This window comes from Sphingomonas sp. ABOLG, assembly GCF_003950435.1.
In the GTDB taxonomy this organism is placed as follows: domain Bacteria; phylum Pseudomonadota; class Alphaproteobacteria; order Sphingomonadales; family Sphingomonadaceae; genus Sphingomonas; species Sphingomonas panaciterrae.
The window spans coordinates 279042-305396 of record NZ_QQWW01000002.1 but is presented as its reverse complement, the minus strand read 5'-3'; the positions used below and the strand labels follow the sequence as shown (position 1 = coordinate 305396).

The window sequence follows — 26355 nt, the reverse complement described above, 5'->3', positions numbered from 1 at the left end:
GCGGACGCAATGATCGCTCCACCCCCATGACAAATCCGAGACACTCGCTATATGGACGGCGCACGACGCGAGCCCCCACGCCATGCTGACGACTAATCCTTTCGACGACGACCATCTGCACGAGGAGTGCGGCATCTTCGGAGTGTCCGGCTCCGATGGCGCCGCGGCGCTTGTCGCCCTCGGCCTTCATGCGCTCCAGCACCGTGGACAGGAGGCCGCCGGCATCACGTCCTTCGATGGCGCGCATTTCCACACCAAGAAGGCGATGGGTCACGTCGCCGGCAATTTCGACAGCGAGGCCGTGATCGGCTCGCTGCCCGGCAGCGTCGCGTGCGGCCACGTACGCTACTCGACCACGGGCGAGACCGCGCTACGCAATGTTCAGCCCCTGTATGCCGAGCTGGCGAGCGGTGGCTTCGCCGTCGCGCACAACGGCAACATTTCCAACGCGATGAAGCTGCGCCGCGAGCTGATTCGCCGCGGATCGATCTTCCAGTCGACCAGCGATACCGAAACGATCATTCACCTGGTCGCTACGTCCAACTACCGCACGCTGATGGATCGCTTCATCGACGCGCTGAAGCAGGTCGAGGGTGCCTATGCCCTGATCGTGATGACGCCGGAGGGCATGATCGCCTGCCGCGATCCGCTGGGCATCCGCCCGCTGGTGATGGGCAAGCTCAACGATTCGATCATCTTCGCCAGCGAAACCGTCGCGCTCGACGTGGTCGGCGCCGAATTCGTCCGCTCGGTGGAGCCGGGCGAGCTGGTGATCGTACAGGGTTCGGAAATGCGGTCGATCCGGCCGTTCGGCCCCGTCGCGCCGCGCCCCTGCATCTTCGAATGGGTCTATTTCTCGCGACCGGATTCGATCGTCGACGACCATTCGGTCTATTCGGTGCGCAAGGGCATCGGCCAACAGCTCGCGCTCGAAGCACCGGTCGAGGCTGATCTGGTGATTCCAGTGCCGGATTCGGGCGTGCCCGCGGCGATCGGCTATGCGCAGGAAAGCGGCATCCCGTTCGAACTCGGGATCATCCGTTCGCACTATGTCGGCCGCACCTTCATCCAGCCGGGTGACAAGGTCCGCCATCTTGGCGTGAAGCTGAAGCACAATGCCAACCGCGCGCTGATCCAGGGCAAGCGGGTCGTCCTGATCGACGATTCGATCGTGCGCGGCACGACCAGCCTGAAGATCGTGCAGATGATGCGCGAGGCTGGCGCGGCGGAGGTGCATATGCGCATCGCCAGCCCGCCGACCAAGCACAGCTGCTTCTACGGCGTCGACACGCCCGAGCGCGCCAAGCTGCTCGCCGCGACGCATGACCTGAAGGCGATGACCGACTTCATCCACGCCGACAGTCTGGCGTTCGTGTCGATCGATGGCCTGTACAAGGCACTCGGTCGCAGCGAGCGCGCGCAATTCCGGCCGGGCTATTGCGACGCGTGCTTCACGGGCGACTATCCCACCACGCTGACCGATCACGACGATACGGGCGCGGTGGATCAGTTCGCCATGCTGGAAGAGCGGGTGGCGTAAGGCGCCACCCCGCCGACCTTCGGCTTCACCTGCCGTCAACACGGCACCTATGGAGTTGCGGGAGCGCCAATCCCGGGACTAATCCGGGATGATGAACGTGACCAAGCCTCTCGAGAACAAGCTCGCCCTCGTCACCGGCGCCAGCCGGGGTATCGGAGCCGCCACTGCCATCGCGCTTGCCGAAAAGGGCGCGCATGTCATCCTGACCGCACGGTCCGCCCCGGCGCTGGAAGAGGTCGAGCAGAAGATCTTCGACGCTGGCGGCTCGGCAACGATCGCGCCGCTCGATCTGGCGGCGAACGACGCCATTGCGCGGCTGGCGGTCGCGATCGGCGAACGCTGGTCGGCGCTCGATATCATGGTGCTGAACGCTGGCACGCTGGGAACGCTGGCGGCCGTGCCGTCGATCGATCCCAAGGAATTCGCCAACGTCCTGACGCTCAACGTCTCGGCGCAGGTCGCACTGATCCAGGCGTTCGATCCGATGCTGCGCCGCTCGTCGGGCGCACGCGTGATCGGCATCACCTCCTCAGTGGGTCGCAAGCCGCGCGCTTATTGGGGCGCTTATGGTGCGTCCAAGGCTGCGTTCGAGACACTGTTGGCCGCTTATGGCGACGAACTGGCCGAGATCAGCCGCGTGCGCACCGCCATCATCGATCCCGGCGCCACCCGCACGAAGATGCGCGCCCGCGCGTATCCCGGTGAGGATCCCGCATCGGTGAAGCCGCCCGAAGTGGTGGCCGCGCGTATCGCCGAATTGGCCGTGGATGGCTTTGAGACCGGCCACTGGGAACGCGTCGAAGGCTGATCCCGACCCGTTCCGGCCCCGCACTTCGGGCCGGATCCCCTCGCCTCAGAACGCCATCGCCAGCCGTTGGAACATCTGCCGCGCGGGGCTTTCCTCCGGCACCGTCATCCCCTGCGCCGCATCCAGCCGCGCCACCCGTCGATAAAGATCGATGCTGGTGTCGACCAACCGCTGCGCCTTCTCAGGCAGCGACGTGGCCACCATGGCGGATTCCTCTGCCGGTCCGATCAAGCGGCGTGCCGGATCGAGCGCCGCGCTGGGGCTCAGCTCGCCCGATAGCACCGCACGCTGCGTCAACAGCCAGGCGATGACATGCATCAGCCGCGTCGTGACCTTCAGCGATTCACAGCTGAAGGTCACGCGCGTGATCGGGTCCAGCGCCTCTCGATCGCCGCGCCCGCCATCATCGAAATAGCTGCGTGCATCGTCGGCCAGCACCATGGCTTCTACATACAAGGCGTCGATCAGGCGTCGGTAAACCGCGGAATCGTGGTGGGCTGCGTGCATGGCGGAAACGTTACATCGGAGACGGGAACCGCGCGACAGCGTGATCATACGCGGCGCTGCGACCAGCGTCCCATTGCGACACTCAGGCGATGATGTCCGGGATCAGCTGGTCCTCGATCAACGCGATCTCGTCGCGCAGTCGCAGCTTCCGCTTCTTCAACCGCGCAAGCTGCAACTGGTCGGCCGCGCCGTCCCTGCCCAGCGCGCCAATCGCCGCGTCCAGATCGCGATGTTCGGTGCGCAGCGCGCCGAGTCGCGCAATCAGCTGGCCATCATCCGTCACGTCGCCCTCCCTCCGGCGATGCCGCTGTAGCAGAGCCCGTGCGGGGGTTGGTGGGAAAACTCGTTGCAAAAGCGTGACATCGCACAGGGGGTTCGATCGACCGCAGATCGGGCAATTTCCGATGAGACAATCGCCCGTTCGCGTGTTTTACTTTCTGCCCCCGCAACCAAAGCAAGGAGATTCCTGTATGCAGACCGCGCATCGTTCGGCTCTTGAGGCCAAGCATGCCACGCTGGATCAGCGCATCAGTGAAGAAACCCATCGGCCCATGCCCGATGCAATGCTCATCGCGGATTTGAAGAAAAAGAAGCTGCGCCTGAAGGAGGAAATCGTGCAGGCGCATTGACGCAAATCCATGGTGTGGCGCGCGGGGATGGCCCCGCACGCCGCGCCCTCACCCGCCCATCTGCCGCGCCACCGCCTTGCGCGTGGCATCACCATAAGGCGGCTTCAGACCGGCAATCTTCGCCACATCCAGCTTGGACTGCTGATACACCGCCTTCGCATGGCTGAAGGTGCGGAACCCATCCAGGCCGTGATACGACCCCATCCCTGACGGACCGACCCCGTCGAACGGCAGGTCCTCCATCGACACATGGAAGATGACATCGTCGATCGTCACCCCGCCGGAGATGGTGCGATCCAGCACGCGGCGGCGCTCCGCCTCGTCTTTGCCGAAATAATAGAGGCCCAGTGGTCGATCGCGCCGGTTCACCTCCCCAATCGCCGCGTCAATCCCGTCATAGCGGCGCACGGGCAGGATCGGGCCGAAGATCTCCTCCTGCATCAACGTCATGTCGTCGGTCACGTCGCGCACGATATGGAGCGGCATCTTGCGGCTGTTAGTGCTGCCGAAATCCTCGCCGGCGGGATTCACCACGTCGACCGTCGCGCCCTTCGCCCGTGCGTCCTCAACCCATTGGTTGAGCCGCTCGTAATGGCGATCGTTCACCACGCTGGTGTAATCCGGATTGGACAGGAGCGTCGGGTACATGGCGCTGGCCGCGGTCCGGATCCCGTCGACCACCGCGCTTTCCTGCGCCGACGGCACCAGCAGATAATCCGGCGCGAGGCAGATCTGCCCGGCGTTCAGCATCTTGCCCACGGCGACACGCTCGCTGACCTGCTTCAGATCGGCGCCCTTGCCGACGATCACCGGGGACTTGCCGCCAAGCTCCAGCGTGACCGGCGTCAGATTGTCCGCGGCCGCGTGCAGGATGTGCCGCCCGATGCCGGTCGCGCCGGTGAAGATCAGGTGATCGAACGGAAGCTCGGCAAAGGCCTGGCCCACGTCCGGCCCGCCGGAAACGAAGGCCAGTTCGGTCGGGTCGAAATACCGGCCGACGATCTCCTCGAACAGGGCGGCGGTGACGGGCGTATATTCGCTCGTCTTGACCATCGCACGATTGCCCGCGGCGAACACCCCGGCCAGCGGCGACATCACCAGGTTCACCGGGAAATTCCACGGCGCGATCACGCCGACCACGCCCTTTGGCTGATATTCCACCCAGGCCTTCGCCCCCAGCAGGCCGAGCGGGAACTGAACCGGCCGCTTCTCGGGTCGGGCCCATTTCTCCAGGTTCTTCAGCGCGTGATTGATCGGGCTGATCGATCCGCCGATGTCGGTGATCATCGATTGTTCGCGGCTGCGGTGGCCGAAATCCTCGCTCAGCGCGTCGCAGAAGCGGTCCGCATGGTCGCGGATCATCGCAGCGGCGCGCTTCAACCGGTCCTTCCGGACGGAGATCGGCTCCGGCAGCGCGGCCATGAAGCTGTCGCGTTGGGCGCTGAGTATGTCCTTCATCTATCCTCTCCCCGTTTCTTTTGTCGTGGTCGGTCAGGTGGCGGCGCATCCTATCAGGCCCGCCACCGGAAGGATCACGGTATCGTGACCGGTCCGGTCGATACGCAAGGTACCGCCGTCCACCACTGCTCCTTGTGACAGGTCGCGGCGTGTCTGCACGGCAAGGTCGAGCGTCGCGGTCACGTCCGCGCTCTGATACGTCGTCGTCGTCGCAAAACCGAAGCCGGCGCTCCCGGTCTGGTTCTGCCGCGCATAATCGGCAACGCGGCCGTCCAGCGCCAGCCGCAAGGTGCCAGGCGCCGCACTGGCCATGCCGACCAACGCACGGCCCTGCCCGGCCGTGAAGAGATAGGCAGCACACCCCTGCGTCGGCAGCGACTGGGGCGGCAGCGCCGCCAGCGGCAGCCCGGCGATCGGCACCGGCGTCCTGGGCGGATCGGCCGCGGCGAGGGCAAGAAGCAACGCGATCATGGCCCGAGGTGTACCATGAGCAACAGCGCCGGGTAAGCCGCGAGCGCAAGATACGCGCCGAACGGCAGCGCGTCGTCGCGCGCCACCGCCCGCCCCGTCGTCATCCGCCAGGCGACGACTCCAAGCCCGATCAGTGCGGCGAGCAGCAGCACGGGCGGAAGCATCCGCCAACCGAGCCACAGCCCGATCGCGCCGAACAATTTGGGGTCAGCGCCGCCCAGCCCCTCCACCCCGCGAACCCGATGATACAGGAACCCGGTCAGCCACAGCGACGTGAAGCCGAGGCCCCCCCCGATGATCCGCTCCACCAGCGGCGGCGGCAGGAAAAACGACGCGATCAGCCCCGAAGCGGCGATGACGATCGGCAGCGGATCGGGAATCCAGAATTCGGTCGCATCCAGCGCGACGACGAGCACCAGCAGCCACCCGAACCCCGCGATCAGCAGCGCCGGCGCACCGCTTGCGACCAGTCCGGCGAGGAAGCCTGCCACGGCGCATCCCGCCTCCACCTGCCAATGCAGCGCCGGGATCGTCGCGCCACAGCAACGCGCCCGCCCCCGCAAACGGAGGAAGCTGAGCAGTGGCACCAAATCCACGGCGGAGAGCGACCGGCCGCAGCCATCGCACATCGATCGTCCGGACAAGGCGGATTGCCCCGCGGGCCAGCGCAGGGCGACGGTCGCCAGAAAGCTGCCGAGGATCGCGCCAAGGGTGGCGAGCGCTACCGGCCAGAGAAGATCAGACACCCTTCTTGCGTATCAGATATCGATAGACCCCGAACAGATTGATGCCGAACAGCACGATGTTCTGCGTTCCCAGCGCCCAATCCTCGGTCAGCAGCGCGCCAGTGACCCAGCAGACCGACGATCCGACGAACAGGACAAAGCCCCAGCCAGTCACGCGGCGCCCCAGATCCAGCGAAACCATGAAGGCGGCAATCATTCCGCTGATTGCGGCGGCCCATTTCAATACGTCGATCCAGCTCTCCATCGCCGCCCAACGCGCTGGCTTGCCCTTTGTATTCGCCTGCAACTGACACTAGATCGAACCCAATACGATTTTGTCCCGGAGCTTCATTTCCATGACCACCGATCCCGTCGTCATCCTCTCCTACGCCCGCACGCCGATGGGCGGCATGCAGGGGGCATTGGCCGACGTCTCCGCCACCGATCTGGGCGCGACGGCCGTGAAGGCGGCGGTGGAACGTGCCGGTGTCGATGGCGCGGCGGTGGACCGCATCTACATGGGCTGCGTCCTCCCGGCCGGTCTCGGTCAGGCACCGGCGCGTCAGGCGGCGATCAAGGCGGGCCTGCCCAAATCGGTGCAGGCGACCACCGTCAACAAGGTGTGCGGTTCGGGCATGCAGACGGTGATCATGGGCGCGGAGGCGATCGCAGCCGGATCGGCGGACGTGATCGTCGCCGGCGGCATGGAGAGCATGACCAACGCCCCCTACATCCTTCAGAAGCACCGCTCGGGCTCCCGGATCGGTCACGACACGGCCTACGACCATATGTTCCTGGATGGTCTGGAGGACGCCTATGAGGCCGGCCGCGCGATGGGCACCTTCGCGCAGGATACCGCCAACGAATATCAGCTCACCCGTCAGGCACAGGACGATTATTCGATCGAATCGCTGCGCCGCGCACAGGCCGCCATCCAGTCGGGGGCGTTTGCTGACGAAATCGTGCCGGTGACGGTCTCTACCCGGAAGGGCGACGTCGTGGTGGACACCGACGAGCAGCCCGGCCGCGGCATGCCCGACAAGATCCCGACGCTGCGCCCCGCGTTTGCCAAGGATGGGACGATCACGGCAGCTACCAGCTCCTCGATCTCCGATGGCGCCGCCGCCGTGGTCCTCACCCGCGAAAGCGTCGCCAAGGCCAATGGCCAGACGCCCATCGCGCGCATCGTCGCCCATGCCGCCCACGCGCAGGAGCCTGCAGCCTTCACCACCGCTCCCGTGGGCGCCATCGAGAAGCTGCTGAAGAAGGCTGGCTGGACGATCGATGAGGTCGATCTGTTCGAAATCAACGAGGCATTCGCCTGCGTCGCGATGTTCGCGATGAAGGACCTCGGCATCCCGCATGACAAGATCAACGTGAACGGCGGTGCCACCGCGCTCGGCCACCCGATCGGCGCGTCCGGCGCGCGGATCATCACCACCTTGGTCGCGGCGCTGAAGAACCAGGGCAAGAAGCGCGGCGTGGCCAGCCTGTGCATCGGTGGCGGTGAAGCCACCGCCCTCGCCGTCGAGCTGGTCTGAGGCGATGGGAGCGGACCACGATCAGGAGGATCACGACCTCCAGGTGGCGCTGGTCCGCTACCAGCAATGGACGGCACAATCCGGCGAGCGCGCGCTCGTCATCCTGGAGGGGCGCGACACCGCCGGAAAGGATGGGGCGATCCGCCGGATCACCCGCCATCTGGCGGTGCGCCACACCCGCGTCGTCGCCTTGCCAAAGCCGACGGCGCAGGAACGCTCGCAATGGTATTTCCAGCGCTATGTCGAACATCTGCCCGCCGCCGGCGAGCTCGTGATCTTCAATCGCAGCTGGTACAATCGCGCGGGCGTCGAGGTGGTCAACCATTTCTCCACGCCGGAGGAGCAGGCGCGCTTCTTGGAGGATGTCCCCGCCTTTGAGGCCATGCTGATCGGGTCGGGCATCCGGATGGTGAAGCTCTGGCTCGACATCTCGCGTGATGAGCAGGCCAAGCGCCTGAATTCACGCCGCAGCGATCCGCTGAAGGCGCTCAAGATCTCCGATCTCGACAAAATCGCGGTCAAGGAATGGGACGGCTACACCACCGCCCGCGATACGATGCTGACGCGTACCAGCACCCCGCTCGCCCCCTGGGTGTGCGTGCGCGCCGATCACAAGAAGCCCGCCCGCCGCGCGATCATCCAGCATCTGCTGCACGAACTGGCGCCGCCCTCGATCACCAAGGATGTGAACAAGCCCGATCCCGACACGCTCTTCCCGTTTGAAGCCAGCGCGATCGGCGACGGGCGGCTCGAACGCTGATCGGCTCACAGTCGCAACTTTAGTTTGCTTGCACTCTACACCTCTGCCTCGCACTAAGTCATAATGCGTTCCAAGAAAATGGGACGAGGAGAGGCAGATGACACTCGAGTCGCAGGCGATCCACGCCGCGCCCGATGCCGGGTTTGATTTCGATCCGGCGGCGCTGAAGGCGAAATATTTGGCCGAGCGCGACAAGCGCCTGCGCGCCGACGCGAACGAACAATATGTCGAGATGACCGGCGCCTTCGCCCGCTACCTCGAGGATCCCTATATCGATCAGCCAATCGCGCGCCCGGCGCTTGCCGACGAGAAGGACGTGGTCGTGATCGGCGGCGGCTTCGGTGGCCTGCTGGCCGGCGCGAAGCTGCGCGACGCGGGGATCGAGGATGTGCGCATCATCGAAAAGGGCGGTGAGTTCGGCGGCACCTGGTACTGGAACCGCTACCCCGGCGCGGCCTGCGACATCGAAAGCTACGTCTACCTTCCGCTGCTCGAGGAAACCGGCTTCATCCCTGAGCGCAAATACAGCCAGGGACCGGAAATCCGCGCGTATTCACGCCGCATCGCCGAGCGGTTCGACCTGTATCGCGACGTCCTGTTCCAGACCGAGGTAACCGACCTCAGTTGGAATGAGGAAGCCCGCCGCTGGATCATTTCCACCAATCGCGGCGACGCGATCCGCGCCCGCTTCGTCATCATGGCGAACGGCCCGCTGCACCGCCCCAAGCTGCCCGGCATCCCGGGCATCGAGAAATTTGAGGGGCACACCTTCCACACCAGTCGCTGGGATTATGATTATACCGGCGGCGACCAGAATGGCGGGCTCGACAAGCTGGGCGACAAGGTCGTCGGGATCATCGGCACTGGCGCCACCGCGGTGCAATGCGTCCCGCATCTCGGCGCGACCGCCAAGCAATTGTTCGTGTTCCAGCGCACGCCCTCCTCGATCGACGTCCGCGGCGACCGGCCGACCGACCCACAATGGGCGCAGTCACTGACGACCGGCTGGCACCAGCAGCGCATGGAGAATTTCAACACGCTCGTCTCGGGCGGCTGGGCGGAGGAGGATCTGGTCAACGACGGCTGGACCGACATCATCCGCAATCTAGGCGTCATCGCGCGGATGAAGGCGGCCAGGTCGGGCGCGCAAAACCCGGATGAGCTGGTGCAGCTTGCCGATTTCCAGAAGATGGAATCCATCCGCGCGCGCGTGGACGAGGTCGTTCAGGACGAGGCGACGGCCGAGGCGCTGAAGCCCTGGTACAATCAGTTCTGCAAGCGCCCTTGCTTCCACGACGATTATCTGGCGACCTTCAACCGCCCCAACGTCTCGTTGATCGACACCCAGGGCAAGGGGGTGGAGCGGATTACGAAGAACGGCGTCGTCGTCGCCGGGACGGAATACAAGCTCGACTGCCTGATCTTCGGCACCGGCTTTGAAGTCGGCACCAGCTATGCACGCCGCGCCGGCTATGACGTGCACGGCACCGGCGGGCAGTCGCTCGAACAGAAATGGGCCGACGGCGGCCGCACGCTTCACGGCATGACCGTCAACGGCTTCCCCAACATGTTCATCTTCTCGGTGATCCAGTCGGGCTTCACCGCCAATTACCCGCATGCCCTGCTGGAGCAGGCGGGCCACGCAGCGCACATCATCGGCGAGGCGATGCGCGCACAGAAGTCGCGGGTCGAGGCGACCGCGGAGGCAGAGGAGGCGTGGACCAACGAAATCCTCGCCTCCGTGCTCGACCGACGCAAGTTCCTCGAGGAATGCACACCAGGCTATTACAACGGCGAGGGTCAGCTCAGCCCCAAGGCCGCCAGCTTCTCCAGCTATGGCAAGGGCCCGGTCGCCTTCTTCAACACGATCAAGGCGTGGCGGGACGAGGGCAGCATGAAGGGCCTGACGCTGGCCTGACGGGCAACCCAGCCGCGCGGCACTACCTAACAACTAGCCGGGGAGCGCGGCCGCGCTCTCCCGGCCAGCCCTTCCTTTTCCCGACAACCCTCGACACGCACAGCTTAGTTGCGCACAGCTGTTCGGCAAACGAGAGGAAGTTGGATGACTGATCTGCCTGACACGTATCGCCGGCTGGTTTCGACCGTCACGCCCGAGGGCCAGGTTCGCCTGTCGCTGCAAAGCGTCCCGATGCCGACGCCTGGTGACGATGAAGTGGTCATCCGCGTCGAAGCATCTCCGATCAACCCGTCCGATCTCGGCGTGTTGCTCGCCCTGACCGAGGGCGATGCGTTCAGCCGCGATGGCGACGCGGCGGTCGCCCCGCTCTCCCCGCCGGTGCAGCGTGCGTTGTCGGCCCGCAAGGGCATTGACCTGCCCGTCGGTAACGAGGGCGCCGGCGTCGTCGTCGCGGCCGGCAGCTCGGCCGACGCGCAGGCATTGATCGGCAAGACCGTCGCGCTCGCCGGCGGCGGCTTCTATGCCGAGTACCGCAAGGTGCGCGCTGCCGACTGCATGACCGTGCCGGAAGGGACCACCGCCGAGGAGGCCGCCTCCTCCTACGTCAACCCGCTCACCGCGCTCGGCATGGTCGGCACGATGAAGCGCGAAGGCTATCAGGGCCTCGTCCACACCGCCGCCGCGTCGAACCTAGGTCAGATGCTGGTCAAATTGTGCAAGGCGGATGGCGTTCCGCTGGTGAACATCGTGCGCAGCGAGACGCAGGCCAAGCTGCTGCGCGATCTTGGCGCGGAGCATGTCGTCGACATGACGGCCGACGATTTCATGCCCAAGCTGATCGACGCCATCGCCGCGACCAACGCGTTCCTCGCGTTCGACGCCGTTGGCGGCGGGAAGCTCGCCGGCCAGATCCTCGCCGCGATGGAGCAGGCTGCGCTCCGCACCCAGCGCGCCGACGGCCCTTATGGCTCGCGCCAGATGAAGCAGGTGTACCTCTATGGCGGCCTGTCGTCGGCGCCGACCGAGTTCAACCGCGGCTTCGGCATGCGCTGGCGCATGGGCGGCTGGTTGCTCACCTATTTCCTCGAGGATGTGGGCGCGACCGAGGCAAAGGCACTTCGCGAACGCGTCTCACGCGAGCTGAAGACCACCTTCGCCAGCAAATATACGCAGCGTATCCCGCTTGCCGGTGTGCTCGACCCGGCGAACATCGCTGCCTACGGCAAGCGCGCGACGGGCGAGAAGTATCTCGTCACGCCGCAGGCCTGATCAGGCCCGCCGGCGCTTAGCCGGTGTAATGAACGGCGCGGGCATCACGGTCGATCCGGATGCCCGCCCCTTCCGGCAGCGTCATCACGAACCCTGCCGCATCGTCCCAGTCCGCCGGCGCCATCGCCCCGCCATCCAGTCGCTGCCAGCGCAGATCATGCCGGATTGCGGGATCGGCCAGTTCGGGGTGCGCGGCACGCCATTCGGCTAGCTGCGCGACATAGTCCTCCAGCTCGCCGTCTCGCGCCGACCAGTCGAGCCAGACGATGTGATTATCCTGCGCATAGGCGTTGTTGTTACCGCCCTGCGTCCGCCCGAATTCGTCGCCCGCGGTCAGCATGATCGTCCCGCGCGCCGCAAACAGCGTGGCGAGCAGCGCCTTCGCATCCCGCCGCCGGCCCTCGTCGCTTCCCGCATCCCAGCTCACCTCATCGCGGTGACCGTCCTGATTATCCTCGCCATTGGCGTGATTGTCCCGCTGGACGAAACTCACGGCGTCTCGCAGCGTGAAGCCGTCATGCGCGGCGACAAAATTGACGCTGCGCGTGGCATGGTGGCCAAAGATATCGGTTGATCCCGCAAGCCGCGTGGCGAGCGCGCCGGCACCACCATCGCCGCGCCAGAACCGCCGCACATCGTCGCGAAAGCGGTCGTTCCACTCCAGCCACCGCTCGGGAAACCGGCCCAGCTGATATCCGCCAGGCCCGACATCCCAGGGCTCGGCGATCATGATCCGATCGGCCAGCAGCGGATCGTCGGCGATCGCGGCAAATATCGGCGCGTGGGGGTCAAATTCCGGCGACCTGGCCATCACCGGCGCCAGATCGAAGCGAAATCCGTCGATACCGGCGCCGGCCACGAAATGGCGCAGCGTGTCGAGCGTCAGGTCGCGCACCGGCGGGTATCCAAAATCGAGCGTGTTGCCGGTACCGGCATCGTTGATCAGCGTGCCGTCGGGCGCACGCGCGTAACAACGATCGTCCAGCCCGCGCAGCGACAGGGTCGCTCCCTCAACGTCGCTCTCCCCGGTGTGATTGAACACAAGGTCCAGGATCGTCCCGATCCCATTGGCGCGCAGAACCGCGACCGTGCGGCGCAGCTCCGCCATCCCGCCGGGGCATAGCCGCGGGTCAAGCGCCATCGGCACGACCGGATTATACCCCCAGGCGTTGCTCAGCGCGAGCGGCGGCAGATGCCGTTCGTCAATCCACGCGACGATCGGCATCAGCTCGACTGCCCCGACGCGCAGCTTGCGCAGATGCGCCAGCACCGCCGGATGCGTCAGCGCCCCCACCGTGCCGCGCTGCCCCGCCGGCACGTCCGGATGACGCATGGTGAAGGCGCGGACGTTGATCTCGTAGATCAGCTGCCCGGGACGGAAGACCGGCGGCGCGGGCGCCAGCGGCGGCAGCACCGCCGCGACGATCGCCTTGGGCACGAGCGCCGCCGTATCGACGCCCCGCTCGCCAAGCCGGGGATCATGGACGAACGGTCGGTCAAGCTCGGTCGCGCGCGGGTCGACCAGCAGCTTGGCCGCATCGAACGGCGGCGCCCCGTCGGCACGATAGCCGTAGCGGGTGCCAACCGGCACGGGCAGGTCGAGCACCCATGTCTCCCCGTCCCGCTCCATCGGGTAGCGGGTTTCCGCACCCGCCGCGTCGAACAGGCACAGCCACACGGCCCCGGCGGCCGGCGATCGCACGCGGAAACAGTGCGGCGTCTTCTCCGGCATGGCTTGGCTCACCCGCGCCGCCGGGTCAGGTAATCACATCGGGCAGCGCGCGGCCGGTGTGCCGGGTAATGCCGGCAATCTCATCCGCCGCACGCGCGATATCGGCCAGCATCTCGCCGGTATCCTGATCCAGCCGCCCGCCGACCGGCTCATAGCGTTCCAGATACACGCGGAGCGTGGCGCCGCTGGTTCCGGTCCCCGACAGGCGGAAGACAACGCGGCTGCCGCCCTCGAACAGGACGCGCAGCCCCTGCTGGCGGCTGATCGATCCATCGGTCGGGTCCTCATAGGCGAACTCGTCCGCCGCTTCGATCCGCAGGCCGGCGATCTCCTGCCCCGGCAGGTCCGAGAGGCGGGCACGCAGTCCGTCCACCAGTGCCTCGGCTGCCGCGCTGTCGACGCCTTCATAATCATGCCGCGCGTAATAAGTCCGGCCGAACCGCGCCCAATGCTCCTCGGCGATCTGCTTCACCGACTTGCCGGTGCCCGCCAGGATATTCAGCCACAGCAAAACCGCCCACAGCCCATCCTTCTCGCGCACGTGATCGGACCCGGTGCCGGCGCTTTCCTCACCGCAGATCGTCACCATGCCGGCATCCAGCAGGTTGCCGAAGAACTTCCACCCCGTTGGGGTTTCAAAGAGCGGGATGTTCAGCGCGGCGGCAACGCGATCGGCGGCCGCACTGGTCGGCATGGATCGCGCGATCCCCCTCAGCCCATCCGCATACGCCGGCGCAAGGTGCGCATTGGCCGCCAGCATGGCGAGGCTGTCCGACGGCGTGATGAAGATGCCGCGGCCAAAGATGAGATTGCGATCACCATCGCCATCGGAAGCCGCGCCGAAATCGGGCGCATCCGCACTCATCATCAGATCATATAATGTGCGCGCATGAACCAGATTGGGGTCCGGATGATGGCCGCCGAAATCCTCGAGCGGCGTGCCGTTGCGCACGGTGCCCCGTTCGAACCCCAGTCGGCGCTCTAGGATCTCGGTCGCATAAGGCCCAGTCACCGCGCTCATTGCGTCAAAGGCCATGGTCAGGCCAGCACCGCGGATTGCGGTGAAATCGAACAATGACTGCATCAGGTCGGCATAGGCGGCGACGGGATCGACCACCTCGACCGTCATGCCGGCAATCTCGGTCTCTCCGATCGCGTCGATGTCGACCGCCTCCGCGTCGGCAATGCGGTAGCTGTCGATCGCCCGGGTGCGTTCCAGGATCGCGTCGGTCACCTTCTCGGGCGCAGGACCGCCATTGGCGACATTGTACTTGATCCCGAAATCCTCGTTCGGCCCGCCCGGATTGTGGCTCGCCGACAGGATCAGCCCTCCGATCGCCTCACGGCTGCGGATCAGGTGAGACGCGGCCGGCGTCGACAGGATACCGCCCCGCCCCACGATGACGCGGCCAAAACCGTTCGCCGCCGCCATGCGGATCGCCTTGTCGATCACCTCGCGGTTCAGGTAGCGGCCGTCGCCCCCGATGATCAGCGTCGCGCCCTCGCGCCCCTCGACCACGTCGAACACCGACTGGATGAAATTCTCGGCATAATGCGGCTGCTGGAATACCTTCACCTTCTTGCGCAGCCCGGATGTGCCCGGCTTCTGGTCGCCATAGGGGGTGGTGGACACCGTCTCGATCATGCGCTCACTAGGCTCCGGTAAAGCGCCGCATAGGCCGCGCCGCTGGTCTTCCACGAAAAGTCCGCGGCCATGCCGCGCTGCTGCATCCGCCGCCACCGCGCCGGCTGGCCGTAGAGGCTGACCGCCTTGCGCAAGGCGTAGGTCAGCCCTTCATGCGTGACGTCGTCGAACTGGATGCCGGTCGCCACCCCGGCGCCGAGCGCGGCCGGATTGGCATCGATCACCGTATCGGCCAGCCCGCCGACCCGCGCCACTATCGGAACGCAGCCATAGGCGAGGCCATATAATTGCGTCAGCCCGCAAGGCTCGAAGCGCGACGGGATGATGATCGCGTCGGCGCCGCCCTGCAGCAGGTGCGACAGAGCTTCGTCATAGCCAATCCGAACGCCGATCCGCCCCGGGTGGCGTGCCGCGGCGCGAAGGAACGCCTGCTCCAGCCCCTCGTCCCCAGACCCGAGCAAGGCCAGCCGCCCGCCCATATCGACCAGCGAGTCGAGCGCACCGGCCAGCACGTCCATGCCCTTCTGCCACGTCAGCCGGGTGACGACTGTGAACAGCGGCCCCTCCGCCTCGTCCAGCCCGAACTGCTGCTCGATCGCCCGCTTGTTCTGCACGCGCCGCGCGAGATCAGCCTCGTCGTAACGCGCGCACAGCGCCGCATCGCTGCGCGGGTTCCACACCGCGGGATCGATACCGTTGACGATCCCGGTCAGCTCGGCGGACCGGCCGGCGATCAGCCCCTCCAGCCCCATGCCGAATTCAGGCCGCAGGATCTCGCGGGCATAAGTCGGGCTGACGGTCGTGATCGCCGTCGCCGCCGTCAGTCCGCCCTTCAGGAAGCCGACCCCGCCATAATATTCGACCCCGTCGATCGACCACGCCTCGGGCGGCAGCCCCAGGCGCGGGAACACCTCCGCCCCGAACTGCCCCTGAAACGCGATGTTGTGGACGGTCAGCACCGATTTCACCGCCGCCTGGGCATATCGAAGATACACCGGCGCCATCCCGCCCTGCCAGTCATGCGCATGGAGGAGATCGAAGCGCAGCCCCCGAACCCCGCCGGCGGCGACCTGCGCCGCCGCTTGCCCGAACGCAGCAAAGCGCTGCCAATTGTCCGGCCAGTCCCCGCCAGCGGCAGCGGCATACAGCCCGCCCTCCCGCGCAAACAGGCCGGGCGCCTCCAGGACCAGCAGGGGATGGCCCGCAATCTCCCCGCGCAGCAACCGCGCCTCGCCGCCGCCCATCAGGTCGCGCCAGCGGTGCACCGCTCGTCCCCCCGCCGCCTTCATCACGGCGGGATAGCCCGGCAGCAACGTGGTGACCTGCACGCCATGTTCGCTCAGCGCCGCCGGCAGCGCACCGACGACGTCGGCGAGCCCCCCGGTCTTGACCAGCGGATACGCCTCCGAAGCAACCGACAATATCTTCACGCAGCGTCGCTCACAGTCGGTCGATCATCGGCTTCGTGATCAGGCAGACGCCATTGTCGGTTCGGCGAAACCGCTTGGCGTCCAGCACCGGATCATCGCCGACCACCAGCCCGTCGGGGATTTCCACGCCGCGATCGATCACCACCTTCCGCAGCCGCGCGCCCCGGCCGATCTTCACGAACGGCAGCACCACCGCCTCATCAAGCATCGCAAAACTGTGCGTCCGCACTCCCGTCGACAGGAGCGAACGGTAGATCGAGGAACCCGAAACGATGCAATCTCCCGACACGAGGCTCGCGACCGCCGAACCGCGCCGGCCATCGACGTCATGCACGAACTTGGCCGGCGGCGTCAGTTCCGAATAGGTCGAAATCGGCCAGGTCCGGTCATAAAGGTCGAGCGCGGGCACCACATCGGTAAGGTCGATGTTCGCTTCCCAGTACGCGTCCACCGTCCCCACATCGCGCCAATAGGCCGATGCCTCGTTGGATGACCGGACGCAGGAATCGGTGAACTGATGCGCCACCGCCTTGCCGTTCTTGACCAGCCAGGGGACGATGTCGCGCCCGAAATCGCGCTTCGAATCCGGCGTCGCGGCATCCCGGCGTAGCTGGTCGATCAGCAGCGCGGTCCGAAAGACATAAATGCCCATCGACGCCAGCGCGACGTCCGGCTTGCCCGGCATCGCCGGCGGATCGGCGGGCTTCTCAATGAAGTCGAGGATCCGGCCGCTCTCGTCGACATGCATCACGCCAAAGCCGACCGCCTCCATCCGCGGCACTTCGAGACAGGCGACCGTCACGTCCGCGCCGCTGTCGCAATGCTGCTGCAGCATCAGCTCGTAATCCATCTTGTAGATGTGATCACCCGCCAGGATCACCATATATTCGGGATCGTAGCTCTCGATGATGTCGATGTTCTGGAACACGGCATCGGCCGTGCCTTCATACCATTGGAACTCGCTGATGCGCTGCGAGGCGGGCAGGATGTCGAAGCTCTCGTTGCGCTCGGGCCGCAGGAAGTTCCAGCCCCGCTGCAGGTGACGGATCAGCGAATGCGCCTTGTACTGGGTCGCGACGCCGATCCGGCGGATGCCCGAATTGATCGCGTTCGACAGCGCGAAATCGATGATCCGGCTCTTGCCCCCGAAATAGACCGCCGGCTTGGCCCGCGTATCGGTCATTTCGTGAAGGCGGCTGCCGCGCCCCCCGGCAAGCACATAGGCCATCGCGTCTCGGGCCAGCGGCTGTCCTCTTCTGTGGTCCATCGTGCCTTCCTTGCCCCACGCGGCGGGGTACGTTTCGGGAGGGCCTGTCTCCCTCAGTCATGATGCCAGGGGAACAGGCCCTCCCCTGGTCTCTCGAAGGCCGGGGATAGACGCCCCCGCACTGCCTCCACCCGAGAGCAAAACGCTATCCTTCAAACTCGAGCATGATCGTCGCCAGCGGCGGCAGCGTGACCATTGCCGCGCCGTCGCGCACCTCTACTCCGCCCATGTTGCCGAGGCCCGATCCCCAGTAGAAACTGGAATCGGAGTTCAGGATCTCGCGCCAGCGGCCATCATGCGGCAATGGAATACGATAGGGCGCGCGCGCGACCGGCGTCATGTTGCAGATCACCGCAATTGGCGCCGCGCCCGGTGCCTTGCGCAGCCAGACGAATACCGAATTGGCCGCGTCATCGGCAACCAGCCACTCGAACCCTTCCGGCTCGCAGTCCCGCGCATGAAGCGCCGGCTTTTCGCGATAGACCCGGTTCAGATCGCGGATCAGCTTGCGCACGCCCTCATGCGCAGTCGAGTGCAGCAGGTCCCAGTCCAGCGCCCGCGCCTCGCTCCACTCGCGCCGCTGGGCGAACTCCTGCCCCATGAACAGCAGCTTCTTGCCCGGATATCCCCACATCAGCGCATACATGGCGCGCAGGTTGGCAAATTGCTGCCAATCATCGCCGCTCATCTTCGCCAGCAGCGAACCCTTGCCGTGCACCACCTCGTCATGGCTGAGCGCCAGGACGTAATTCTCGCTGAACGCGTAAACCAGGCCAAAGGTGATGTCGTGATGATGGTGCTGCCGGTGGATCGGCTCGCGCGCCATGTACTTCAGCGTGTCGTGCATGAAGCCCATGTTCCACTTGAATCCGAACCCCAGCCCGCCGTCATGCGCGGGGTGAGTCACGCCCGGCCAGGCGGTCGATTCCTCCGCCACCGTGAAGATGCCCGGATGCGCGCCATAGACCGCGCGGTTCATCGACTGGAGGAAGGACGCCGCCTCCCAATTCTCCCGGCCCCCTTCGGCATTGGGGATCCACTCGCCCGGCTGCCGGCTGTAATCGCGGTACAGCATGGACGCGACGGCATCGACGCGCAGCCCGTCGACGTGAAACCGCTCGGCCCAGAACAGCGCATTGTTGACGAGGAAGGCCGACACCTCGCGCCGGCCGAAATTGTAGATCGCCGTGTTCCAGTCGGGATGGAAGCCCAGCCGCGGATCCTCATGCTCGTACAGCGCGGTGCCGTCGAAATGGATCAGGCCGAATGCGTCCATCGGAAAATGCGCCGGCACCCAGTCCAGCAACACGCCCAGCCCCGCGCGATGGGCGCCATCCACGAACCGGGCAAAACCCTCGACGTCGCCGAACCGCGCCGACGGCGCATACAGGCCCGTCGTCTGATATCCCCATGACGGATCATAAGGATGTTCGGAAATCGGCATGAACTCGATGTGGGTGAACCCCATGTCGACGACATAGGGGATCAGCCGGTCTGCCAGCGCGTCCCAGGTCAGGAACCAGCCATTCTCGTCCCGGTCCCACGACCCGGCATGCACCTCGTAGATGCTGATCGGCACGCGGCGCGGATCGACCTGCGCCCAATGCGCGACATGGTCCGCGTCGCCCCATTCATGGGTCAGCGGGGTCGCGGTGATCGATGCGGTGCCGGGGCGCAATTCCGTGCGAAAGGCGTAGGGGTCGGCCTTCAGCGGCTGCAACTGCCCATCCGGGCCGACGATCTCGAACTTGTAATGCCGCCCCTCGGCGATGTCGGGGATGAATATCTCCCACACGCCGACGTCCGCGCGCCGCCGCATGACATGGCGCTTGCCGTCCCAGTCGTTGAAGTCGCCGACCACGGAGACACGCTGCGCATTGGGCGCCCAGACGGCGAAATGCACGCCCGATGCACCTTCATGCTCAATCAGATGCGCGCCCATCTTGTCGTGCAGGCGGAAATGCGTCCCCTGCGCGATCAGCAAATCGTCGACGGGACCCAGCACGGGGCCAAAGGTATAAGGGTCGGTCACCCACCATTCGGCGCCCCCGCCCTGCGCATGATAGCGCAGTGGCTGCGGCTCGCCGGCGATCACGCCCTCGAACAGCCCGCGCTCATCGACACGAACCAGCGCGCCGAGCGCCGTCTCCGACAGCGTCTGCGCCTCGACCCGCTCGGCCCCTGGGATCAGCGCGCGGGCAAAGGTCCCGGTCGGGCCGGCATAGACGCCCAGCAGCGAGAAAGGGTCATCGTGGCGCCCAGCGAGCAAGGCGGCGATCGCGCTGGGCGGCGGCTTCACATCACGTTCCAGATGTCGCGCGCATATTCGCCGATCGTCCGATCGGACGAAAACCAGCCGACATTCGCCACGTTGCGGATCGCCGACGCCTGCCATCCGCCGCGGTCGATCCAGCGGGCATCCACCGCGCGCTGCGCCGCCGCATAGGCATCGAAATCGGCCGTCACCATGAACCAGTCATGGTCGTAGAGGCCGCTCATCAGGTCGCGGTATCGGCCAGGATCGTCGGGCGAGAACACGCCGGAGGCGATCGCGTTGATCGCCTGCGACAGCTCCCGGCTGTTCTCGATGATAGACCGCGGCGAATAGCCCGCGCGTCGCGTTTCGGCGACCTCGTCGGCCGTCAGGCCGAAGATGACGATATTGTCGTCGCCCACCCGGTCCTTGATCTCGATATTGGCGCCGTCCAGCGTGCCGATCGTGATTGCGCCGTTGAGCGCGAATTTCATGTTCCCCGTCCCCGACGCTTCCATCCCGGCGGTGGAGATCTGTTCGGACAGGTCGGCGGCGGGAATGATCCGCTCCGCCAGGCTGACATTGTAATTGGGGATGAAGCCGACCTTCAGCAGCCCGCCCACGGCGGGATCGCTGTTGATCCGCTTGGCGACGTCATTGGCCAGTTTGATGATCAGCTTGGCGTTGTGATAGCTCGACGCCGCCTTGCCGCCGAACAACTTCACCCGCGGCACCCAGTCGCGCTCCGGATGGCTGCGGATCTGGTCGTACAGCGCCACCGTCTCGATGATGTTCAGCAACTGCCGCTTATATTCGTGGATCCGTTTGACCTGGACGTCGAACAGCGCATCGGGGTCAACCCGCAGCCCCTGATCTTCCCTGAGATAATTCGACAGATCCACCTTGTTGGAACGCTTCACTTCACCAAAACGCTCCCGAAACGAGGCGTCGTTCGCAAAAGATTCTAATAACTTGAGTTGCTCGGCATCGTCGCAGAACGCCGGTCCGATCGCATCGCGGATCAGGGACGTCAGGCGCGGGTTGCACTCCATCAGCCAGCGGCGCGGCGTGATGCCGTTGGTCTTGTTGTTGATCCGGTCCGGGTACAGGCGGTGCAGGTCGGCGAACACCGTCTGCTTCATCAGCTCGGTGTGCAGCGCGGCGACGCCATTGACGCTGTGGCTGCCGACAAAGGCGAGGTTGGCCATCCGGATGCGCCGCTCGCCATTCTCGTCGATAAGGCTGATCGCGGCGATCGCCCCGCCGTCAGCCGCCCCGCTTCGCGCCGCCTCGCGCAGCACCTGCGCATTGATCGCATAGACGATCTGCATGTGCCGCGGCAGCAGCCGCTCGAACAGCGGCAGGGGCCAGCTTTCCAGCGCCTCGGGCAGCAGGGTGTGGTTGGTGTAGCCGAACGTCCGCCGGGCGATATCCCACGCCTCGTCAAAATCGAGTTCGTGATGGTCGAGCAACAAGCGCATCAGTTCGGCGACCGAGATCGCCGGGTGCGTGTCGTTGAGCTGGATCGCCGCCTTCTCCGGCAGCAGGCGAATGTCCCCGAAATATTGCATGTGCCGGCGGACGACGTCCTGGATCGAGGCGGAGGAGAAGAAATACTCCTGCCGCAGCCGCAATTCCTGGCCGGCGGCACTGGCGTCCGACGGGTAGAGGACCCGCACCAGCGCCTCTGCCCGCACCTGCCCTGCAAGCGCCCCGGCATGATCGCCGGCGTTGAACGCGTCCAGCCGGATGGGATCGAAGGCGCGCGCGCTCCACAGCCGCAGCGTGTTCACCCTTTTCCCGCGCCAGCCGACCACCGGCGTATCGAAGGCGACCGCCTCCACCGCTTCCGCCGGGTTCCAGTCGACACGCCCGGCGGCATTGCTGGTTACCTCGCCGCCGAAGCCGATGAAATAGGCGCTCTCGCGCCGCTCGAACTCCCAGGGATTGCCATGGGTCAGCCAGGTTTCGGGAAGCTCGACCTGCCAGCCATCGTCGATGCGCTGGCGGAACATGCCGTTCACATATCGGATGCCATAGCCATAAGCGGACAGCTCCAGCGTCGCCATGCTCTCCATGAAGCACGCCGCCAGCCGCCCCAGACCGCCATTGCCCAGCGCAGCGTCCGGCTCGATCTCCTCGATCTCGTCCAAGTCCACGCCCAGCGACGCGAGCGCCGCCTTCACCTCGGCATTGCGGCCAAGGTTGGACAGCGCGTCGCGCAGCAGCCGCCCGATCAGGAACTCAAGGCTAAGGTAATAGACCCGCTTGGCGCCGCTCGCGTGCGCCGCGCGGGTCGATTCCATCCATTTGTCGATGATCTCGTCGCGCAGCGTCAGGATGGTGGCGTCCAGCCAGTCGTGCTTGCGCGCGGCGCGCTCATCCTTGCCGATGCGATGGATCAGCGTGTCGACGATCCGGTTCGCCAGCGGCGAACGGTCAACGGCGGGCGAAGCTGCGGCGTCGGTCATCAACCACGAAGCTTAGCGCCGGCGCGCGTAGAGTCACGCGCCATGCTGCAGTGCAGCTTGTCTCACATCAGACGGTGAAGCTCTCGCCGCACCCGCAGGCGCCCTTCGCATTGGGGTTGTTGAACACGAAGCCCGCGGTGAAATCGTCCTCGACCCAGTCCATCGTCGATCCGATGAGATACAGGATCGATCCGCCATCGACATACAGCGTGCCGCCGGGCGTCTCGATCTTCTCGTCGAACGGCTTGGCTTCAGTCACATAATCAACCGAATAGGCAAGGCCGGAACAGCCGCGCCGCGGTGTCGACAGCTTCACGCCGATCGCTCCCTCCGGCGCCTTGGCCATCAGCGAGGCGACCCGCGCCTTCGCCGTGTCGGTCAGGATCAGCGCCGCGGGGCGCTCACGAACAGCCGTCGCCATCACAACATCCCCAGTTCGAGCCGTGCCTCGTCGGACATCTTGGCCGGGTCCCACGGCGGATCCCAGACGAGGTTCACGTCGACGATCGACACGCCCGGCACCGATCCGACGCGCAGCTCGACCTCGGCCGGCATCGATTCGGCGACCGGGCAATGCGGCGTCGTCAGCGTCATGGTGACCACGGCATGCCCGCCATCGGTCACCTCGACATTGTAGATGAGGCCCAGCTCATAGATGTTCACCGGGATCTCGGGATCGTAGATTTCCTTCAGCGCATCGATGATCGCCTCATACAATGCGCCGCCCGGTTCATGTCCCGCGTCACCCTGCGGCTTTTGCGCAAGGAACCCGTCGAGATAGTCGCGCTGGCGACCACCCGTCTCCACCGGCGTTTCCACCGCATCCTCGACGCGCGCGCGGGGCGGCTTCGTCTCGGCTTCCACTTCCTCGATCCGGATCGGCTCGCTCATCCGAAAATCCTCGTTACTCTTTCTATGCCCCTGGCCAGCGCCTCGACGTCGGCCGGGCCGTTATAGACACCGAAGCTCGCCCGGGCGGTCGCCTCGACGCCCAGCGTCTCCATCAGCGGCTGCGCACAATGATGGCCGGCGCGGATCGCGACCTTCGCCTCGTCCAAGATGGTGCCGATGTCATGCGGATGCACCCCCTCCATCGCGAAGGAGACGATCCCGGCGCTATCCTCCGGCCCGAACAGCCGCACCGAATTGATCGCCGACAGCGCCTCGCGCGTCTGGCGCACCAAAGCGGTCTCATGCGCATGGATGCGGTCAAGCCCGATGCCCTCGACATAGTCGATCGCGGCATGAAGCCCCAGCACACCCACGATATGCGGCGTCCCGGCCTCGAACCGCGTCGGCGGCGGGGCATAGGTCGTCTTCGCGAAGGTCACGCGGTCGATCATCGACCCGCCCCCCTGATAAGGCGGCATCGCGTCGAGCAGTTCCGCCCGGCCCCACAACACGCCAAGCCCGGTCGGCCCGTACAGCTTGTGCGCCGAGAAGACGTAGAAATCGCAATCGAGCTCAGCGACGTCGACCGGCAGCCGCGGCACCGCCTGGCACCCGTCGATCAGGATCTTCGCGCCAACACCATGCGCCAGCGCCGCGGCACGCTTCGCATCCAGCACCGATCCCAGCACATTCGACACATGGCCCAGCGCGACCAGCTTGTGCGCCGGCGTCAGCATCGCCGCCATCGCGTCGAGGTCGATGCGATGGTCCGCGGTCAGCGGCACCACGTCGATCGCCGCGCCGACCCGCTCGGCGACCATCTGCCACGGCACGATGTTGGAATGATGCTCCAGCGCCGACAGCAGGATGCGGTCGCCCGCCTTCAACTGTGTCCCGGCCCAGCATTGCGCGACGAGGTTGATCGCCTCCGTCGCGCCGCGAACGAACGCCACTTCCTCTTCCGCGCCGCCGATGAAGGCCGCCACGCGCCGCCGCGCCGCCTCATAAGCGAGCGTCATGTCCGCCGAGCGCTGGTACACGCCGCGGTGAACCGTCGCATAGGTCGTGTCATAGCCGCGCGTGATCGCATCGATCACCGGCCGCGGCTTCTGCGCCGTCGCGGCCGTATCGAGATACGCCCAGCCCGCGGGGACCGCCGGAAAGTCGGCCAGCACGTCGAGCGGACGGGCAGCGTCGAGGATGGTGTCCGCCCGGGTCACTGAAGCGCCGCCTCGAGCCACGCATCGGCATCCGCCTCGAACGCCGCGCGCACCGTCTCGTCGCCGATCCGCTCCAGCGCATCGGCCACAAACGCCCGCGTCAGGATCGCGTCGGCACGCGCCCGCGGAATGCCGCGGCTTTGCATATAGAACAGCGCGCGCGCATCGAGCTCGCCCACCGTGGCGCCATGTGCGCACTTCACATCGCCGGCGAAAATCTCCAGCTCGGGCTTCAGGTTCACCGTGGCGGTGCGATCGAGCAGCAGGCCGCGCAGGCTCTGCTCGCCGTCGGTCTTCTGCGCATGACGCGCCACCTCGACCGCCGCCGCCAGGCTCACCTGCGATCGATCCGCCGCCACCGCACGCCACACCTGGCGCGACGAGCCATTGGGATGCGCATGGTTCACGCGCACCGCACATTCCTGCTTCTGATCGGCCGAGGTCAGCAGCGCGCCGCCATATTCGGCGAAGGCACCATCGCCCGCCATGGTCAGCTGCGCGTCGATCCGGCTGCCCTGCCCGCCAGCGCCGAGGAACACGGTGACGAGGCTCGCCGCCTCACCGATCTCCGCCGCCTCGCGCAGCGACACGAAGCCCGCCGGCTGAAGCAGCCGCACCGATCGCATCAGCCGCGCGCCCTTGCCCAGCCGTGTGCGGGTGAAGCGGTTCTGCCAGCCCGCACCAACGAACGTCTCCACCACCTCGGCCGCCGCGTCATCGGCGAGGATGATCTCGGCCGGCACATGATTCTGCTGCCCGGTGGCGACATGGACGATCTGCACCGGATCGGCAGCCGCCTGCGCATCGAGGCGGAGCGACCAACCGGTGCCGTTGGCGCGACGACCCAGCGGGTGATCGTCGGCAGTCAGCGCGCCGATCGCCACGCGATGAAGGTCGCTGCGCCCCTCATCGAGCACGCCGTCAACGAACAGCAGCTTCGCGCCCGGCAGATCGAGGAAATCGGCCTCCGGCGCCGCGATCGGTGCCAGCGCCGCTGCCGCCGCCAGCCCGCCGAGGTCGGCCCAGCGCCACGCCTCTTCTCGGGCCGAGGGCAGATCAAGCACGGCGTCGCTCACGCCGCGATCTCCGCATAACCCTCACGCTCGAGCTGATGCGCGAGCTTCGCGCCGCCCGAACGGGTGATGCGACCATCGGCAAGGACGTGAACGAAGTCCGGCTTCACGTAATCGAGGAGGCGCTGATAATGGGTGATCAGCAGCACGGCCTTTTCGGGCTTGCGCATGATGCGGTTGATGCCGTCGCCCACGATCCGCAGCGCGTCGATGTCGAGGCCGCTGTCGGTCTCGTCGAGGATCGCGAACTTGGGATCGATGATGCCCATCTGCACCATCTCGTTGCGCTTCTTCTCACCGCCCGAGAAGCCGACGTTGACCGGACGCTTCAGCATCTCCTGGTCGAGGCCGAGCGCATCGGCCTGCGCCCGCGCCAGCTTCAGGAACTCGCCGCCCGACAGCGGCTTCTCATTCCGGCCGGCGCGCTGGGCGTTCAGGCTCTCGCGCAGGAACTGGACGTTCGACACGCCCGGGATCTCGACCGGATACTGAAAGCCGAGGAACAGCCCCGCCGCGGCGCGCTCATGCGGCTCCAGTTCGAGCAGGTCGATCCCGTCAAAGGTCACGCTGCCCTCGGTCACTTCATAGCCTGGCCGACCGCCCAGAACATAACCGAGCGTCGATTTGCCCGCGCCGTTCGGCCCCATGATCGCGTGGATTTCACCCGCATTCACGGAGAGGTTGAGTCCCTTGAGGATCGGCTTGCCGTCGATCTCGGCGTGGAGGTTTTCGATTCTGAGCATGGT

The 26355-nt window shown here is 66.1% G+C and carries 24 protein-coding genes; 7 read left to right on the top strand and 17 right to left on the bottom strand.

Translation table 11 applies throughout. The features are described 5' to 3' along the window. Nucleotides 1-82 precede the first annotated feature (82 nt). Nucleotides 83-1540 carry an amidophosphoribosyltransferase gene (gene purF, locus CA236_RS03410; protein ID WP_046410285.1) on the top strand — a complete coding sequence of 486 codons (1458 nt, stop codon included), beginning with the start codon at nt 83-85 and terminating at the stop codon, nt 1538-1540. A gap of 88 nt (nt 1541-1628) precedes the next feature. After that, nucleotides 1629-2348 (top strand): SDR family NAD(P)-dependent oxidoreductase, encoded by a 720-nt coding sequence (locus CA236_RS03405; protein WP_206430498.1) that lies wholly within the window; start codon nt 1629-1631, stop codon nt 2346-2348. Between the two features lie 45 nt (nt 2349-2393). On the opposite strand, the gene CA236_RS03400 is transcribed toward CA236_RS03405, so the two are convergent. Further along, nucleotides 2394-2855 (bottom strand): DUF1465 family protein, encoded by a 462-nt coding sequence (locus CA236_RS03400; RefSeq protein ID WP_125944600.1) that lies wholly within the window; start codon nt 2853-2855, stop codon nt 2394-2396. A gap of 82 nt (nt 2856-2937) precedes the next feature. Continuing rightward, nucleotides 2938-3138 (bottom strand): DUF465 domain-containing protein, encoded by a 201-nt coding sequence (locus CA236_RS03395; protein WP_046410281.1) that lies wholly within the window; start codon nt 3136-3138, stop codon nt 2938-2940. Between the two features lie 187 nt (nt 3139-3325). Between CA236_RS03395 and CA236_RS03390 the strand changes: the two genes are divergently transcribed. Beyond that, nucleotides 3326-3484, top strand: a complete 159-nt coding sequence (locus CA236_RS03390; protein ID WP_082103074.1) for a DUF465 domain-containing protein — start codon at nt 3326-3328, stop codon at nt 3482-3484. A 48-nt stretch (nt 3485-3532) separates the two neighbouring features. Here CA236_RS03390 and CA236_RS03385 read toward each other — a convergent pair whose 3' ends face one another. Genes CA236_RS03385 through CA236_RS03370 form a run of 4 tightly spaced genes read right to left on the bottom strand, consistent with a single transcriptional unit; the run spans nt 3533 to nt 6340 of the window. Continuing rightward, nucleotides 3533-4942, bottom strand: a complete 1410-nt coding sequence (locus CA236_RS03385; RefSeq protein WP_125944529.1) for a coniferyl aldehyde dehydrogenase — start codon at nt 4940-4942, stop codon at nt 3533-3535. Nucleotides 4943-4975: 33 nt separating this feature from the next. Next, the gene (locus tag CA236_RS03380) at nt 4976-5413 is read right to left on the bottom strand and encodes a hypothetical protein (protein WP_046410277.1); all 438 of its coding nucleotides are present in this window, start codon (nt 5411-5413) and stop codon (nt 4976-4978) included. Further along, nucleotides 5410-6159, bottom strand: a complete 750-nt coding sequence (locus CA236_RS03375; protein ID WP_125944528.1) for an A24 family peptidase — start codon at nt 6157-6159, stop codon at nt 5410-5412. Before CA236_RS03375 ends, CA236_RS03380 begins: the two co-directional genes overlap by 4 nt. After that, entirely contained in the window at nt 6152-6340 is a 189-nt protein-coding gene (locus tag CA236_RS03370; RefSeq protein ID WP_241212500.1) for a hypothetical protein, read from the bottom strand. The genes CA236_RS03375 and CA236_RS03370 overlap by 8 nt, the downstream gene beginning before the upstream one ends. 154 nt (nt 6341-6494) lie before the next feature. Between CA236_RS03370 and CA236_RS03365 the strand changes: the two genes are divergently transcribed. From CA236_RS03365 to CA236_RS03350, 4 genes are all read left to right on the top strand, one after another. After that, nucleotides 6495-7679: an acetyl-CoA C-acyltransferase gene (locus CA236_RS03365; RefSeq protein WP_125944526.1), complete on the top strand. Its 1185-nt coding sequence runs from the start codon at nt 6495-6497 to the stop codon at nt 7677-7679. Next, nucleotides 7645-8439 (top strand): polyphosphate kinase 2, encoded by a 795-nt coding sequence (locus CA236_RS03360; protein WP_231621982.1) that lies wholly within the window; start codon nt 7645-7647, stop codon nt 8437-8439. Before CA236_RS03365 ends, CA236_RS03360 begins: the two co-directional genes overlap by 35 nt. A gap of 97 nt (nt 8440-8536) precedes the next feature. Continuing rightward, nucleotides 8537-10357, top strand: a complete 1821-nt coding sequence (locus CA236_RS03355; protein ID WP_125944525.1) for an NAD(P)/FAD-dependent oxidoreductase — start codon at nt 8537-8539, stop codon at nt 10355-10357. Nucleotides 10358-10501: 144 nt separating this feature from the next. Further along, on the top strand, nt 10502-11626 hold the full coding sequence (locus tag CA236_RS03350; protein WP_125944524.1) for a zinc-binding dehydrogenase: 1125 nt from the start codon (nt 10502-10504) through the stop codon (nt 11624-11626). Nucleotides 11627-11642: 16 nt separating this feature from the next. On the opposite strand, the gene CA236_RS03345 is transcribed toward CA236_RS03350, so the two are convergent. The 11 genes from CA236_RS03345 to sufC all read right to left on the bottom strand — a co-directional run bounded on the left by CA236_RS03345 (nt 11643) and on the right by sufC (nt 26352). Further along, the gene (locus tag CA236_RS03345) at nt 11643-13358 is read right to left on the bottom strand and encodes a glycogen debranching enzyme (protein ID WP_125944523.1); all 1716 of its coding nucleotides are present in this window, start codon (nt 13356-13358) and stop codon (nt 11643-11645) included. Nucleotides 13359-13383: 25 nt separating this feature from the next. Then, nucleotides 13384-15003, bottom strand: a complete 1620-nt coding sequence (locus CA236_RS03340) for an alpha-D-glucose phosphate-specific phosphoglucomutase (RefSeq protein WP_125944522.1) — start codon at nt 15001-15003, stop codon at nt 13384-13386. Further along, the gene (gene glgA, locus CA236_RS03335; protein WP_125944521.1) at nt 15000-16433 is read right to left on the bottom strand and encodes a glycogen synthase GlgA; all 1434 of its coding nucleotides are present in this window, start codon (nt 16431-16433) and stop codon (nt 15000-15002) included. Before glgA ends, CA236_RS03340 begins: the two co-directional genes overlap by 4 nt. Nucleotides 16434-16443: 10 nt before the next feature. Continuing rightward, nucleotides 16444-17700: a glucose-1-phosphate adenylyltransferase gene (glgC, locus tag CA236_RS03330; protein ID WP_125944520.1), complete on the bottom strand. Its 1257-nt coding sequence runs from the start codon at nt 17698-17700 to the stop codon at nt 16444-16446. Nucleotides 17701-17845: 145 nt separating this feature from the next. Further along, entirely contained in the window at nt 17846-19999 is a 2154-nt protein-coding gene (gene glgB / locus CA236_RS03325; protein ID WP_125944519.1) for a 1,4-alpha-glucan branching protein GlgB, read from the bottom strand. Beyond that, entirely contained in the window at nt 19996-22425 is a 2430-nt protein-coding gene (locus tag CA236_RS03320; protein ID WP_125944518.1) for a glycogen/starch/alpha-glucan phosphorylase, read from the bottom strand. The genes glgB and CA236_RS03320 overlap by 4 nt, the downstream gene beginning before the upstream one ends. Nucleotides 22426-22492: 67 nt before the next feature. Next, nucleotides 22493-22846: an iron-sulfur cluster assembly accessory protein gene (locus CA236_RS03315; protein ID WP_046410255.1), complete on the bottom strand. Its 354-nt coding sequence runs from the start codon at nt 22844-22846 to the stop codon at nt 22493-22495. Next, nucleotides 22846-23316 carry an SUF system Fe-S cluster assembly protein gene (locus tag CA236_RS03310; RefSeq protein ID WP_125944517.1) on the bottom strand — a complete coding sequence of 157 codons (471 nt, stop codon included), beginning with the start codon at nt 23314-23316 and terminating at the stop codon, nt 22846-22848. Before CA236_RS03310 ends, CA236_RS03315 begins: the two co-directional genes overlap by 1 nt. Further along, nucleotides 23313-24536, bottom strand: coding sequence for a cysteine desulfurase (locus tag CA236_RS03305; RefSeq protein WP_241212499.1), 1224 nt, complete (start codon nt 24534-24536; stop codon nt 23313-23315). The genes CA236_RS03310 and CA236_RS03305 overlap by 4 nt, the downstream gene beginning before the upstream one ends. Continuing rightward, nucleotides 24533-25612 carry a SufD family Fe-S cluster assembly protein gene (locus CA236_RS03300; protein WP_125944516.1) on the bottom strand — a complete coding sequence of 360 codons (1080 nt, stop codon included), beginning with the start codon at nt 25610-25612 and terminating at the stop codon, nt 24533-24535. The genes CA236_RS03305 and CA236_RS03300 overlap by 4 nt, the downstream gene beginning before the upstream one ends. Continuing rightward, nucleotides 25609-26352 (bottom strand): Fe-S cluster assembly ATPase SufC, encoded by a 744-nt coding sequence (gene sufC, locus CA236_RS03295; protein ID WP_125944598.1) that lies wholly within the window; start codon nt 26350-26352, stop codon nt 25609-25611. The genes CA236_RS03300 and sufC overlap by 4 nt, the downstream gene beginning before the upstream one ends. Between the last annotated feature and the right edge of the window lie 3 nt (nt 26353-26355).